The following is a 14281-nucleotide window of genomic DNA, read 5'->3' on the forward strand; positions in this document are numbered from 1 at the left end:
AGTTATCCCCTCGCGATCAGCCCCTGCGCCACCTGAGCTGCCCGCTCCACCGGGATGGCGAAACCGATCCCGATGTTGCCGCTGCCCTCCAGCGTGGCGATGGCGGTGTTCACGCCCACCACCTCGCCCCGACCGTTTACCAGTGGGCCGCCGGAGTTTCCGGGGTTGATGGACGCGTCGGTCTGCACCGCCGGCTGCCGGGCGCCACCGCCGAGCCGGACGGGCCGGTCCAGCGCGCTGACGATTCCGGCGGTCACCGTGCCGGAGAGTCCGAGCGGCGAGCCGACGGCGAGCACCGGCTCACCGACCCGGGTCTGGCCGGCCGAGGCCAGCGGTAGCGGGCGCAGCGCGTTGCCGGGATCGACCCGCAGCACGGCGATGTCGGTACCCGGGTCACGGCCGACCAACCGTGCGGTGAGCCGACGGCCGTCCCGGCCGACCACCTGGAAGGTGTCCCCGCCGGCCACCACATGGCTGTTGGTCACCACATGCCCCCGCTCGTCGATCAGGAACCCGGAGCCGGAGGCACCTCGGCCGCCGCTGGTCACCCGCACCGACACCACCCCGGCAAGCACCTGATCGGCGGCGGTGACCAGGTCGGCGGTCGTACTTCCGGTCGCACCGGCCGGCGCGGCTCCCGGGTCGGCTGCCGGCGTGTCGCCGGCGGTGAGGTGCCCGGCGACGCCGCCGGCGCCGGCCGACACCGCCACCACGGCCAGCCCGGCCAGCAGCAGCCGGGGCCAGCGCGACGCACCGGAGTCCGCTTCCGCGCTCTGGTCCGCCAGGCCGTGTGCCGGGTCGTCGGGCCCGGTCAGCGCGCCCGGAATCGGCACCACCGGAGTGGACCCGGTCGACTGATCGTCGGTCGACAGGGCAGGCGAGACGAAGCGTGGTCCGCGCGGCTCACCCAACCCCGGAATCGTGCTGTGCATGCGATGTCCCTCCTCGAAGAGGTCCGTAGGACGGCCGTCAGGGCAGTCGGGAGAACCAGAACAGGGAGCCGGCGGCGGCCAGCAGGGCGAGCACCAGGCCGGCGCCGATGAACCGCGCCGACACGTCCTGACGCTCCAGCCGGTGACCGACCGACGAGCCGATGTCGGCGTACGCGGCACGTAACTCGTCGCCACTGCCCGCCTCGTAGTAGCCGCCGCCGGCCTGCTCGGCGACGGCACGCAGGGTTTCCCCGTCGACCGGGACCGACTGGCCGCCACCGATGCGACCGTCGGGGGTACCGAAGGAGATGGTGTCGACAGGTACGCCCGCCTGCACCGCGTCGGCGGCAGCCTGCGCCGGGTCCCGTCCCGAGGTGTTCGCCCCGTCGGAGAGCACCACCACCCGTGCCGGCGGCGGATCCTCCGCTGCCTGCGCGTCCAGGGTGCGGATCGATTCCAGCGAGGCATGGATGGCCTCGCCGATCGCCGTTCCCTGTAGGCCGGTGACACCCTCGTCGAGCTGGTCGATGCCGGCGGTGACCGACTCCCGGTCGCCGCCCGGTGCGACCAGCACCGACGCGCTGCCGGCGAAGGCCACCAGCCCGACGTTGAACTCCGCCGGCAGGTCGGCCACGAACTCGCGGGCCGCTTCCCGGGCCGCGAGCAGCCGGTCCGGCGGTACGTCGTCGGCGAGCATGGACCGGGACACGTCGACGGCCACGATGACGGTGGCCCGTTCCCGCGGCACCCGTACCTCGTCGGTCGGGCGGGCGAAGCCGACCACCAGCAGCGCCAGCATCGCGACGAACAGCCCGGCCGGTACGTGCCGGCGCCACGCCGGGCGGGTGGGCGCCACCTTGTCCAGCAGGCGCAGGTTGGTGAACCGCACGGCGTACCGGCTGTGTCGGCGCTGACGCAGCAGGTACCCGACCACTAGGGCGGCAACCCCGGCCAACAGCCACAGCCGTTCGGGGGACTCCCAGCTCACGCGGCGCCTCCGTTCGTCGGTCGGGTCGCCCGGGCCAGCCGGCGCTGGGCGTGGACGTGCCGGACGATGTCGGCGATCCAGTCCCGGTCGGTGCTCAGCGGTAGCTGCGCCGCGCCGGCCCGGCGCAGCGCCCGCGCCACGGCCAGCCGTTGCGCGGCGGCGGCCGCCGCGTAACGGTCGCGCAGCCGGCGGCTGCCGGTGGCGACCTCGCGCCGTCGCCCGCTCTCCGGGTCGAGCAACGTGATCAGGCCGACGTCGGGCAGCTCCAGCTCGCGCGGATCGCGGACCTCGACCGCGAGCACCTGGTGCCGCGCGGCCAGCCGCCGTAGCGGTCGCTCCCAGTCCGGGGGGCGGCCTCCGGCACCGGCCACCCCCTCGTCGGGCAGGCCATCCAGGAAGTCGGAGACGACCACCGCCAGCCCGCGACGGCCGGCCGACCGGCGCAACCCGTCGATGGCCTCGGCCAGCGGCACAGGGTCGCTGGCCGGCCGGCCGCGTGGCACCTCCAACAGGGTGCGCAGCAGGCTGAGCAGGTGATACCGGCCGGTGCGGGCGGGGAAGCGGCGCACGCCGGCGTCGCCGAGCAGATGCGCGCCGAGCCGGTTGCCGGAGCCCGCGGTGAGGAACCCGACGGCAGCGACGGCCGCCACCGCCAGCTCGCGCTTCTCCAACTCGGCGGTGCCGAAGTCCATGCTGGGCGTCGCGTCCACCAACGCCCAGGTGGTCAGCTCCCGGTCGGCGTCGACGGTACGCACGTGCGGCACGGTCGTCCGCGCGGTAACCGACCAGTCCATCCGCCGTACCTCGTCCTCGCCGGGGCGATACTCCCGGCTGCCCGCCGGTTCGCTGCCCGGGCCGGGCAGCAGGCCCAGGTGCTGCCCGTGCAGCAACCCGTCGAGCCGGCGGGTGATGGTCAGTTCCAGCCGGCGCAGCCGACGCTGCGGCGCCAGGTGCCCGAGGCTCGTCGCGTTCTCGTTCATGCCGCCGTCCCTAGACCTGGCCCCTGGGTTTCCTGGGCGGGAGCGATCTGCGGGGGCGGCACCGCCTCGACGACCTGCCGTACCAGTTCGTCGGGGTCGACGTCGTCGGCGACCGCGTCGAAGGAGAGGACCAGCCGGTGGGCGAGCACGTCGCCGGCGATCTCCCGTACGTCGGCGGGGAGCACGTAGTCCCGGCCACGCAGCAACGCCAGGGCCCGGGCGGCGGCGATCAGACCGAGGGTGGCGCGGGGGCTGGCACCGTACGCCAGCTGCGCGGCCACGTCCGGTAGCCCGAACCGGCGCGGATCGCGGGTGGCCAGCACCAGCCGTACGACGTACTCGGCCAGAGCGTGGTGGACGAAGACCTCGCGGGCCCGGGCCTGCAACGCCACCAGCCGAGTCGGGTCCAGCACCGGCCGGGCGGCCGGGGTGCCGGTGCCCATCCGGTAGAGGATGCCCAGTTCCTCGTCGTCGGTCGGATAGTCGACCACGACCTTCATCAGGAAGCGGTCCCGTTGGGCCTCGGGCAGTTGGTAGACGCCCTCGGACTCGATCGGGTTCTGGGTGGCCAGCACCAGGAACGGGGTGGGGACCGGGTACGTCCGCCCACCGATCGAGACATGTCCCTCGGCCATCACCTCCAACAGCGCCGACTGCACCTTGGCCGGGGCCCGGTTGATCTCGTCGGCGAGGACCAGGTTGGCCATGACCGGCCCCAGCTCGACGTCGAATGTCTCGGTCGAGGCTCGGTAGATCCGGGTGCCGAGCAGGTCCGACGGCACCAGGTCAGGAGTGAACTGGATCCGGGCGAAGCTGCCGCCCACCGCCGTGGCCAGGGTCTCCGCGGCGAGGGTCTTGGCCACGCCGGGCACCCCTTCCAGCAGGCAGTGGCCCCGGGCGAGCAACGCGGTCAGCAGCCGCTCCACCAGCCGATCCTGGCCGACGATCACCCGCTTCACCTCGAACAGGGTCCGCTCCAGCAGCCGGGTGTGGTCGGCGTGCTCGCCTGGGGCGTCCAGCTCGCTCACGGTGGCGCTGTTGATGGTGCTCCGCATGGGCTGTGCTCCTCGGTCGCGTCGTCGTGACGCGGGTGCCCGGACAACGGGGGGAGTCCGGGCACCCGCACGTGACCCATTGGGCCAGAACGGACCGAAAGACAACCGAACGGCGGAAGGTCAGCCTCGCCTGCCGGCCTGGCGGAGCATCTCGTCTGTTTCCGGGTCCGGCATGAGCTGCCGCACCTCCTGCGCACAACGGCAGGCGACGGCGATCTTGGCGGCCCACGCCAGCGCCTCCTCGCGTGCGGCTACGTCGACGACCATGAATCCGCCGATGACCTCCTTGGTCTCCGGGTACGGGCCATCGGTCACCAGCCCGTCCGTGGCCACGACGCTCGCCCGCTGCCGTTGCAGTCCGGCGCCGAACACGAACACCCCGGCGTTCACGGCCTCCTGGGTCACCGCGTGCGCGGCCTTGCCCACGTCGGGCCAATCCTCGTCGGGGATGTGGTCCATCGCGCCATCGTTGAACGAGATCAAGTACCGCGCCATCGCATAGCTCCCATGTCCCGGCGGCCTCCTCCGGCCGCCTCTCACCTCATCTACGAGCGACCCGCCGCCCATCCGACAAGGTGCCAGAAGATTTTTCCCACCGGTCAGCCGGCGAGCAGGTCGCGGCGGCGGGTGAGATAGGCCCGTTCGGCGGGGTTGCCGGCAAGACCGATGGCCCGGTCGTACGCCACCCGTGAGTCGCCGTCGCGTCCGAGCCGTCGCAGCAGGTCGGCTCGGGCGGCGTGGAAGGCGTGGTAGCCGTCGAGGGCCGCGACGAGTGGTTCGATCTCAGCGAGGCCGACCGCGGGGCCGCCGACCTCGGCGACGGCGACCGCCCGGTTGAGCCGCACGATCGGCGAGGGGTCGAGCAGCGTCAGCTGGTCGTAGAGGGCGAGGAGGCTGGACCAGTCGGTTTCCCGGCTGGAGGGGGCATTCGTGTGGACCGCGTTGATCGCGGCCTGCAACTGGTAGGGCCCGGGTGGGTCACCGCCGGCGGCCACCACCTTGATCCGTTCGTGGAGCAGCGCGTTGCCCTCGGCGATCCGATCGCGGTCCCAGGCGTTGCGGTCCTGCTCATCGAGGGTCACCAGCTCCCCGGTGCGGGACACGCGCGCCGATCGCCGGGCGTCGGTGAGCAGCATCAGGGCGAGCAGGCCGGCCACCTCACCGTCGTCGGGGAGAAGGGTCCGGAGCAGCCGGCCGAGGCGGATCGCCTCGTCGCTGAGGTCGACGCGTACCGCCTCGTCCCCCGCGCTGGCGAGGTAGCCCTCGTTGAAGACGAGGTAGACGACCGCGAGCACACCGACGAGCCGTTCGCGGATGTCGTCGGGCGAGGGCACCCGGTAGGGAATGTGTGCCGCCTTGATCTTCACCTTGGCGCGGGTGATCCGTCGCGCCATCGTGGTCTCCTGAACCAGGAAGGCGCGGGCGATCTCGCCGACGGTGAGGCCGCCGAGCAGGCGCAGCGTCAGCGCCACCCGGGCCTGCATCGCGAGCGCCGGGTGGCAGCAGGTGAAGACCAGCCTGAGCCGGTCGTCCTCGACCGCGCCGGTCGGCTCGGCCGGGGAGTCGTCGTGGACGATCCGGGCCGCCCGGTGCTTGGCCTCGCGCTGCGACTCGCGACGGAGCCGATCGATTGCCCTGCGGGTGGCGGTGGTGGCGAGCCAACCGCCGGGACTGGGTGGTACGCCCTCGCACGGCCACCGTTCGACGGCCGCCACGAACGCCTCGGCCGTCGCGTCCTCGGCGACATCGAGGTCACCGAAGCGGCGCGCGAGGCTGGCGACCACCCGCGCCCACTCCTCCTGGTGGGCGCGGGTGATCGCCTCCTTAACGCTCAGGCCAGTCACGGCTCACGCAGCGTTCGGACGGTTCCCGGGCTCAGTCCCGCTGGCGCTGGACGCGGTAGCGCCGGATCAGGGCGGCGGTGGAGGAGTCCAGCTCGGTCAGGTCGGCCTGGTCGCCGGTGAGCAGCGGAGCGAGCTGGTTGGCCATCACCTTGCCCAGCTCGACACCCCACTGGTCGAACGGGTTGATGTCCCAGATCGCGCCCTCGGTGAGCACGATGTGCTCGTAGAGGGCGACGAGTTGCCCGAGCGTGGCCGGGGTGAGTCGGTCGGCCACGATCGACGTGGTCGGGTGGTTGCCGGCCATCACCCGGTGCGGCACGAGGTCGGCGGCAGTCCCCTCGGCCGCGACCTGCTCGGCGGTCCGGCCGAAGGCCAGCGCCGCGGTCTGGGCGAAGAAGTTCGACATGAACAGGTCGTGCATGTCGCCGATGTCGTGATTGGGCTCGCTGAAGGCGATGAAGTCCGCCGGCACCAGCCGGGTGCCCTGGTGCAGCAGTTGGTAGAAGGCGTGCTGGCCGTTGGTCCCGGGCTCGCCCCAGAAGATCTCCCCGGTGTCGTACGACACCTGGCGGCCGTCGGTGCGTACCGACTTGCCGTTGCTCTCCATGGTCAGCTGTTGCAGGTAGGCGGGGAACCGGTGCAGGTACTGCGAGTACGGCAGCACCGCATGGGTCTGCGCGCCCAGGAAGTTGGTGTACCAGACGTTGAGCAGACCGAGCAGGACCGGCGCGTTGGCCGCCAGCGGCGCGGTACGGAAGTGCTCGTCGACGGCGTGGTAGCCGGCCAGCATCTCGTCGAAGCGCGCCGGCCCGATGGACAACATCACCGACAGGCCCACCGCCGACGGCAGCGAGTACCGGCCGCCGACCCAGTCCCAGAAGCCGAACATGTTGGCCGGGTCGATGCCGAAGTCCGCCACCCGCTGGGCGTTGGTGCTGACCGCGACGAAGTGGCGGGCCACCGCGTCGGCATCGGCGTCGAGGCCGGCCAGCAGCCAGCGCCGGGCCTGCTCGGCGTTGGCCAGGGTCTCCTGCGTGGAGAAGGTCTTCGACACCACCACGAACAACGTGGTGGCCGGGTCCAGGTCGACTGTGGTGTCGTGGATGTCGGTGGGATCGATGTTCGACACGAAACGGCAGCTCAGACCACCGTCGCGGTACGCCTTCAACGCTTCGTACGCCATCACCGGCCCCAGGTCGGAGCCGCCGATACCGATGTTGACCACGGTACGGATCCGCTCGCCGGTGTGCCCGCGCCACTGCCCGGAGCGCACCTTCTCGGCGAACTCGGCCATCCGCTGCCGCACCGCGTGCACGTCGGCCGTCACATCCTGACCGTCTACGGTGAGCGCGGCGCTGGACGGCAGCCGCAGCGCGGTGTGCAGCACCGCGCGATCCTCGGTGCCGTTGATGTGGGCACCGGCGAACATGGCGGCGATCCGGTCGGTCAGCCCGACCCGCTCGGCCAGGGCGGTCAGCAGGCGCAACGTCTCGTCGGTGACCAGGTTCTTGCTGTAGTCGACGTAGAGGTCGGCCACCTCGACGGTCAGCCGCCGGCCCCGTTCGTGATCGGTGGCGAACAGGTCCCGCAGGTGCGTCCCGCGGATCTCGTCGGCGTGCTTGCGCAGGGCCTGCCACTCGTCGGTGCTGGTGACGTCCGCAGCCATCGGATCGATCGTCTCCTCGCAGGGTCGGACACGCTGCCGGCCTCGTCCCGGCCGGCGGTTAGACCAGACTGCCACATGAAGATCGGCTCGCCAGCCCGACACCACGACCGGTGGGATCTGCGGAGACCACCGGGGTGACGATCCGCACGGACCTGGGTGCGGTGCGCGAACAGTCGGCGAGTCCACGGGGTCCGGTGCGTGCCGGTCGCCGGGACAGGGCATGGTGGTGGCATGACGACGCCGGCATCGAGCGCCCCCGCAGCTGTCCCCGCAGAACCCGCCGCCACCGGCGTACGGCAGACACTGCTGGTGCTCGGCGCCAGCGGTGACCTGACCGGGCGTTTGCTGCTGCCCGGGCTCGGCCGGTTGCTGGCCACCGGAGCTGTCCCCGGGCTGCGGCTGATCGGCAGCGGCATGGACGGCTGGGACGACGAGCGCTGGCGGCGCCGGGTGGCCGACTCCTTCGGCACCGTCGGCGCGGTGGGTCCGGTGGAGTCCGAGGTGATCCAGCAGACCCGCTACGTGCCGGCCGACGTGACACGCGAGGAGGACCTGCGGTCGCTGCTGGGCTGCTGCACCGGGCCGTTGGTGATCTTCTTTGCGCTGCCGCCGCTGGTGACGGCCCGCTCGGCCGCCGCGCTGGCCCGGATCGGTGTGCCTCCTGGCACCCGGCTGATGCTGGAGAAGCCCTTCGGAGTCGATCGGATCTCGGCCCGCTCGCTGAACGAACTGCTGGCCACCCTCGTGCCGGAGGGCCAGGTCCACCGGATTGACCACTTCCTCGGCAAGTCGACGGTGCTCAACCTGCTCGGCCTGCGCTTCGCCAACCGGATCTTCGAGCCCGTACTCAACTCGTCGCACGTGGCCTGCGTGGACATCGTCTTCGACGAGACGCTCGGCCTGGAAGGGCGGGCGGGCTACTACGACCGTGCCGGGGCGCTGGTGGACATGGTGCAGTCCCACCTGCTCCAGGTGCTGGCCCTGCTCGCCATGGATCCGCCGCCGACGCTGCGGGCCGAGGAACTACGGGGACGCCAGGCGCAGGTGCTGCGGGCCACCCGGCTGTGGCACGACGATCCGGCGGTGGCCAGCCGGCGGGGCCGGTACACCGCGGGAGAGATCGACGGGCGGCGGCTGCCGAACTACGCCGACGAGCCCGGTGTCGATCCCGCGCGGGGCACGGAGACACTCGCGGAACTGGCGGTCACGGTGGACAACTGGCGCTGGGCGGGAGTGCCGTTCCGGCTGCGCTCCGGCAAGGCGGTGGACGCCGTACGCAAGGAGGCGATCATCACCTTCAAGCAGCCGACCCGGGTGCCCGACGGGTTGACCGGCTACGAACGGCCCGACCGGCTCCGGATCGGCTTCGGACCCGATCGGCTCGGCCTGGATCTCAACATCAACGGTCCCGGGAATCCCTTCGAGTTGGAACAGGCGAACCTGACGGCGGACTTCGGCCCCGGCGACCTGCCCGCGTACGGCGAGGTGCTGCGCGGCGCCTTCGACGGCGATCCGACCCTGTCGGTTCGCGGCGACGTCGCCGAAGAGTGCTGGCGCATCGTGGAGCCGGTGCTGGCTGCCTGGAAGGCCGGTGCGGTGCCGCTCCAGGAGTACCGGGCGGGATCCGCCGGGCCGGCCGATTCGCTGATCGGCCCGGTGTCCGACGTGCGCTGAGCCTGCGCACCAGTGCGGCCCCGGCGGTGAACCGCCGGGGCCGCGTGGTGGTGGTGCGCTCGGATCAGCTGGTGGGGAAGTTGTCCGGGGTGCGGATGCGGTCGCGCATGAACACCCCGGAGGTGGTGAGCACCGAGGTGCCGGTGTAGGAGCTGCCGTTGCAGGTGCCCGGCCGCAACGCGGCGCTGCCCTCGGCCTTGTCGGAGAAGGTCCAGTTGGCGTAGCCGATCTTCAGCCGGTCGAGCAGGTCGAGCCACTGGGCGCTGCTGGTCAGGTCGACGCCCCCGTCACCGGTGTAGTCCACCGTGCCGAACTCCGTGACGAACAGCGGCAGCCTGGCGGCGGCCCGCTCCACCTCGGCGCGGTAGTTGTCCTTGTGCGACGCGGCGTAGAAGTGGAACGCGTACATGACGTTGCTGGCGTTCACCGGGTTGTTGACGATCTCGGTGTGGTTGGCGCCCTCGGAGACGCCCAGCGAGGACCAGGCGCGGGTGCCCACGATGACCACCGCGTCCGGGTCGTTGGCCCGGATCACCGGGATCACCTGGTCGGCGTAGTTCTTGATGGTCGACCAGCTCACCCCGTTGGGTTCGTTGGCGATCTCGTAGATCACGTTGTTCTTCGCGGCGTGCCGGGCGGAGACGGCGGCGAAGAAGGTCTTGGCCCGCTCCAGGTTGTACATCGGGTCACCCGGGGTGAGCAGGTGGAAGTCGATCATTGCATACATGCCGCGCCGGGTGGCCTCCTCGACCAGGTTGTTGACCCGGTTGGTGAAGCCGGCGGGGTCGGTCTCGTAGCCCTGCTCCTGCACGTACATGGCGATGCGGAACAGGTCGGCGCGCCAGTCGGTGGCGAGCGCGTCGAGCGAGGCCGGGTTGTAGCAGTTGCCGAACCACTGGATGCCGTGGCTGCTCATGCCGCGCAGCTGGATCGGTCGACCGTACTGGTTGCAGAGGTTGACCCCGCACACCCGCAGCTGCCCGTTGATGGCCACCGGGGTCTGACCGCCGGGCGGGGGCGTGGTGGGTGGCGGCGTCGTCGGCGGCGGGGTGGTGGGCGGCGGGGGAGTGGTCGGCGTGGTCGAGCCCGTGCACACGGTGCCGTTGAGCGTGAACGAACTCGGTGACGGGTTGGCGCCGGTGAAACTGCCGTTGAAGCCGATGTTGGTGCTGGCGCCGGTGCCGAGCGAACCGTTCCAGCTCGCGCTCTGCGCGGTGACGGAGCTGCCACTCTGACTCCAGGTAGCCGACCACCCCTGGGTGAGCCGCTGGCCGCTGTCGGGGAAGCTGAAGCCGAGCGTCCAGCCGTTGACCGGGTCGCCGAGGTTGGTGACGGTGACGCTCGCGGTGAACCCGCCGGACCAGCTGTTCGTCGTGTAGGTCACGGAACAGCCGGTGGCGGCCATCGCGTTGGTGGTGGGCAGGGCCGTCAACGCGCCGAGGGTCAATGCGCCGACGGCACCGGCCGCGACCAACAGGCGCCGCAGGCGGCGCGGAGGTTGCTTCATGGTGGACCATCGCAATCTGGTCGTGGTGGTGGGGGCACGGCACTCCGGCGGCAGCGACGAGGAGGCCGGGAGCGCTCCCACGGCAGCCTACGTGGCTTCGAAACGATGACGCAATATTTCGATACATCGAAGGCTGTAACCAACTGTGGCCCCGGGACGACGTCTCGGGGCCACAGTTCGGTACAGGGGCCGACTCAGTCCTCGCCGGCGGCCCGTCGTCGGTCGGCTTCGGCATCGGCAGCGCCGACGGGAGTCGGATCGGTGTCCCGTCCTGCCGCTGCCAGGTCGATGTCGGCGCCGGCTCGTACGGCATCGGCCGCCGCGTCGTCCGCGCCGACCAGTTCGGTGCCGGTGTCGCCGTCGTCGTCGATCAGCTTGCCGGTCCCGGTCATTGCGATCGGCGTGTACCTCGGGTCGGTCGTCATCTCGTCCTCCTCTCCGGTGTCCGACAGGTACCCGCCGCGCGGTGTCGGCACACCGGTAACCCGCGCCCCGACGTCCGCCGGCTGGGTGGTCGGGGAGTCGATGGCGTTCGGACTTGCGCTGCTCACTACCCTGACTGTGATCATCGGCCAGGTAACCTCTCGACTTCGACAAGGGCATCAGATGAGTGACAGCCACCCTCCGTACGGTGGGCAACAGCCGGATCCGAACGCCGCTCCCTGGGGCACACCACCCGGCTCCCCGGTCGGTCCGCCGGGTTCGCCGGTCACCCCGGCCGGCTACCCGTCGCCGTACGGGGCGCCGGTGCCGCCGCCACCCCCGGCGTACGGGACGACGCAGCCGAAGAAGTCCTCGAACAAGGGCCTCTGGCTCGGTCTGGGGATCGGTGCCGCCGTGATGGCGGTGCTTGTCGCCTGCGGCGGCGTCATCGGCTTCTTCGTGCTGGCCGGTGACGACGAGGGTGAGCCGGTCGCGGGCCAGCAGAGCGACGCGCCCGGTGCACCGACCGACGCGCCGTCGATCGCGCCACCGGCGGAGGAGCAGCCGGACAACAACAACGCGGTCACCGCCCGCAACTCCAGCGACATGTCCGCCGTCTGCGAAGGCAGCCCGATCCTCAACGCCGCGCCCTACACCGGGGCCAAGGGCACCAAGGTCTACACGTTCGCCAACTCCCCGGAGCGTCCGGAGTCGTGGCTGAGCAAGTCGGTCGGCTTCGACAAGCCTTACTACGCCAAGACCGCCGAGTGGGCATCGGTCTCCGTCGTCGGCTGCCTCACCTTCGAGCAGGGCAGCGAGGGTACGCCCCGCAAGTGCCAGTACAAGGACCGCGACGACAAGCAGGTGACCGTCGACTACGTCTCCTCGCGCTACACGCTGACCTTCTACGCCGCCAAGACCGGCGAGAAGATCGGTGAGGGCGGGCGGGTCAACGCCCCGGCGGTGCGGTGCCCGAGCTTCATCTCCTACAACAAGGAGACCATGCGGGCGTACGCCCAGCCGGACAGCGGTGCCATCGAGTTGGCGCTGGACAAGTTCACCTCCTGAGTCATCGGCATCCCGGGCGGCGGGGCGGACATCGTGCGTCCCGCCGCCCCGGTGCTGCGGCGGGTCCGCGAGTGTTTCGGCGTCCGACGGTGGGGCACCTGAGCGGTGAACACTGTCGGTGGAGGGAGGCACTCCATGCCTGCGGGATCCAGCCCGAAAAGAGAACGGCAGTACGAGCACGTCAAGGCCAGTGCCAAGAAGCGTGGCGTGTCCACCAGCCGGGCCGAGGAGATCGCGGCCCGTACGGTAAACAAGGAGCGGGCCCGCTCCGGTGAGGCGCGGACCGCGAGCCGATCGTCGCTCGACGACGTCTCGTCCGGCCACCGCGGCGGCAAGCGTTCGCACCGTGGCGCCGGCGGGCGCACCAAGGAACAGCTGTACAACGAGGCGAAGAAGCGTGGCGTCAAGGGCCGCTCGTCGATGTCGAAGGCGGAGCTGGAGAAGGCGCTGGCCCGTTAGAGACCTCGACCCGGGACCCCTGAGCTGGCCGGACGCCTGAGCTGGCCCGATGCCTGAGCTGGCCCGACGCTTGAGCTGGCACGGCGGCCCGCCGAGCCCGATGAGGCGGTGGGCCGCCGGCCGGTGTCTGCGGGCAGCGACCTGCGGATGGTCCCGTCCGCCGCCGCTCTCGCGGCAGTCCGCGTTAACCGGCCCGCGAGCAGGGGAGATGCCCGACGCGGTGTCGATGTCGGAGTCAGCGGCTAACCTCTCGGCATGCCGCGATGGGTGAGCTCAGGGGGAGGCGATGGCTGACGCCTGCGACGTACGCCGGTTGGCCCTGGCGCTACCGCACGCAGTGGAGATCGACAGTGACGGCTTCGACTTCCGGGTCGCGGACAAGGGCTTCGTCTGGTCCTATCCCGAGCGCCGACCGGGCAAGCCGCGCGTCATCCGCACCGACATCGCCGTGTTGTACGTCGGCGACGAGGCCGAGAAGCAGGCACTGCTCCTCGGCGAGCCGGCGCTGTTCTTCACCACCCCCGCCTACGACGGGCTACCCCTGGTCATGGTGCGTCTGGCCGAGGTCACCGTCGAACGGCTCGACGAGCTGATCACCGACGCGTGGCGGATGCGCGTACCGGACCGTCAGGTAGCGAATCGCCTCCCCTGACTCGGACGCCGACAGGCGACGTGGCGCGCTGTCCGCCACCGTCTCCGGTCGAAGCGCCGCGATCCCGACGACCTTCCTGGTCCGATCGGCCGAAGGCCGGACAACTATCGCGAATTTGACACTGTCATGCTTGTCGCAATCTTGATCCAGTGAATGTCCACAGTGGTAGCAAATTGCACGTCCGGCGCTGTCAGATATCGACCTTCAGATTTTCGTACGCGTGTGACATTATGACGTCGAGGGTGCGCGCTGGGCCCCCAACGGCGCGGTCGGGGAACCGTCTGGAGGGAATAAGTGGCAATCGACGTGCTCGTGTCCGACGTTCTGCATCTGTCCCGTTTTGCGCTCACTGCCCTCTTGGGGCAGGAGGAGGAGTTCTGCGTCGTCGGATCCATGAGTAACTATTTGGACGCGTTGGATTTCGCCGAGCTGCATCGGCCCGACGTGGTGATCATCAGCTTTCAGCGCGAGGAGAGCGACGCGGTCGCGTTCGCCGAGAAGGTGGCGAGCATCCCGGGGTGCCGGAGCATGCTGCTCGCGACCTCCTTCACCCGGCCGGTCGTGCGCCGGGCCTTCGCGGGAGAGATCGCGGGGCTGGTGCAGCGCGATGTTCCACCGCGCCAGTTCTTCGACGCGATCCGCCGCGTTCACCTCGGCGAGCGCGTCTTCGACGCGGAGCTCACGGTGGCCGCCCTGGGCAATGGGGACTGCCCACTCACGCCACGCGAGCTCTCGGTACTCACCCACGTCTATCAGGGGGACACCGTCGGCGAGATCGCGGCTCGGCTGCGCCTCTCCGACGGCACGGTGCGTAACTACCTGTCGTCGGTCGTCGCGAAGCTGAATGCGCGCAACCGGATCGACGCGCTGCGGATCGCCCGGGAGTCGCACTGGATCTGAGTGGGACGGGAGGGGGCCCGGGTCCAATCAGCACTCTCCGGTCGGATTTCTTTACGAAACCTTTCCTTACGGTAAAAGGCGGCTTTATGCTGGCGAATCTCCAGTGTGGGAGGCATTGCATCCAAATGTGTTT

The 14281-nt window shown here is 70.7% G+C and carries 13 protein-coding genes and 1 pseudogene; 5 read left to right on the forward strand and 9 right to left on the reverse strand.

Going from position 1 to position 14281, the window contains the following annotated elements:
* Window positions 1-2: 2 nt before the first annotated feature.
* From O7624_RS29095 to pgi, 7 genes and pseudogenes are all read right to left on the reverse strand, one after another.
* The gene (locus O7624_RS29095; protein ID WP_282238150.1) at window positions 3-932 is read right to left on the reverse strand and encodes a trypsin-like peptidase domain-containing protein; all 930 of its coding nucleotides are present in this window, start codon (window positions 930-932) and stop codon (window positions 3-5) included.
* A 37-nt stretch (window positions 933-969) separates the two neighbouring features.
* Window positions 970-1920: a VWA domain-containing protein gene (locus tag O7624_RS29100; protein ID WP_282238151.1), complete on the reverse strand. Its 951-nt coding sequence runs from the start codon at window positions 1918-1920 to the stop codon at window positions 970-972.
* On the reverse strand, window positions 1917-2900 hold the full coding sequence (locus O7624_RS29105) for a DUF58 domain-containing protein (RefSeq protein WP_282238152.1): 984 nt from the start codon (window positions 2898-2900) through the stop codon (window positions 1917-1919). Before O7624_RS29105 ends, O7624_RS29100 begins: the two co-directional genes overlap by 4 nt.
* A pseudogene (locus tag O7624_RS29110) lies at window positions 2897-3874 on the reverse strand (AAA family ATPase); the annotation flags it as partial. The pseudogene O7624_RS29110 and the gene O7624_RS29105, both read right to left, overlap by 4 nt.
* Before the next feature lie 201 nt (window positions 3875-4075).
* Window positions 4076-4450 (reverse strand): YciI family protein, encoded by a 375-nt coding sequence (locus O7624_RS29115; protein WP_093406897.1) that lies wholly within the window; start codon window positions 4448-4450, stop codon window positions 4076-4078.
* Between the two features lie 104 nt (window positions 4451-4554).
* The gene (locus tag O7624_RS29120) at window positions 4555-5799 is read right to left on the reverse strand and encodes a sigma-70 family RNA polymerase sigma factor (RefSeq protein ID WP_282238153.1); all 1245 of its coding nucleotides are present in this window, start codon (window positions 5797-5799) and stop codon (window positions 4555-4557) included.
* Between the two features lie 31 nt (window positions 5800-5830).
* Window positions 5831-7465 carry a glucose-6-phosphate isomerase gene (gene pgi, locus O7624_RS29125; protein ID WP_282238154.1) on the reverse strand — a complete coding sequence of 545 codons (1635 nt, stop codon included), beginning with the start codon at window positions 7463-7465 and terminating at the stop codon, window positions 5831-5833.
* 231 nt (window positions 7466-7696) lie between these two features.
* On the opposite strand from pgi, the gene O7624_RS29130 reads away from it, so the two are divergent.
* The gene (locus O7624_RS29130) at window positions 7697-9139 is read left to right on the forward strand and encodes a glucose-6-phosphate dehydrogenase (protein WP_282238155.1); all 1443 of its coding nucleotides are present in this window, start codon (window positions 7697-7699) and stop codon (window positions 9137-9139) included.
* A gap of 64 nt (window positions 9140-9203) precedes the next feature.
* On the opposite strand, the gene O7624_RS29135 is transcribed toward O7624_RS29130, so the two are convergent.
* Entirely contained in the window at window positions 9204-10646 is a 1443-nt protein-coding gene (locus O7624_RS29135; protein ID WP_282238156.1) for a cellulase family glycosylhydrolase, read from the reverse strand.
* A gap of 194 nt (window positions 10647-10840) precedes the next feature.
* The gene (locus tag O7624_RS29140) at window positions 10841-11197 is read right to left on the reverse strand and encodes a hypothetical protein (protein ID WP_282238157.1); all 357 of its coding nucleotides are present in this window, start codon (window positions 11195-11197) and stop codon (window positions 10841-10843) included.
* 55 nt (window positions 11198-11252) lie between these two features.
* Between O7624_RS29140 and O7624_RS29145 the strand changes: the two genes are divergently transcribed.
* The 4 genes from O7624_RS29145 (at window position 11253) to O7624_RS29160 (ending at window position 14148) form a co-directional block, all read left to right on the forward strand.
* Entirely contained in the window at window positions 11253-12137 is an 885-nt protein-coding gene (locus tag O7624_RS29145; RefSeq protein WP_282238158.1) for a hypothetical protein, read from the forward strand.
* A 135-nt stretch (window positions 12138-12272) separates the two neighbouring features.
* Window positions 12273-12596 (forward strand): plasmid stabilization protein, encoded by a 324-nt coding sequence (locus O7624_RS29150; protein ID WP_093406887.1) that lies wholly within the window; start codon window positions 12273-12275, stop codon window positions 12594-12596.
* A gap of 286 nt (window positions 12597-12882) precedes the next feature.
* Entirely contained in the window at window positions 12883-13248 is a 366-nt protein-coding gene (locus O7624_RS29155; protein ID WP_093406884.1) for an MmcQ/YjbR family DNA-binding protein, read from the forward strand.
* 294 nt (window positions 13249-13542) lie between these two features.
* Window positions 13543-14148, forward strand: a complete 606-nt coding sequence (locus O7624_RS29160) for a response regulator transcription factor (protein WP_093406882.1) — start codon at window positions 13543-13545, stop codon at window positions 14146-14148.
* Window positions 14149-14281: the final 133 nt, after the last annotated feature.

This window comes from Verrucosispora sp. WMMD1129 (genome assembly GCF_029581255.1).
Classification (GTDB): Bacteria; Actinomycetota; Actinomycetes; order Mycobacteriales; family Micromonosporaceae; genus Micromonospora; species Micromonospora sediminimaris.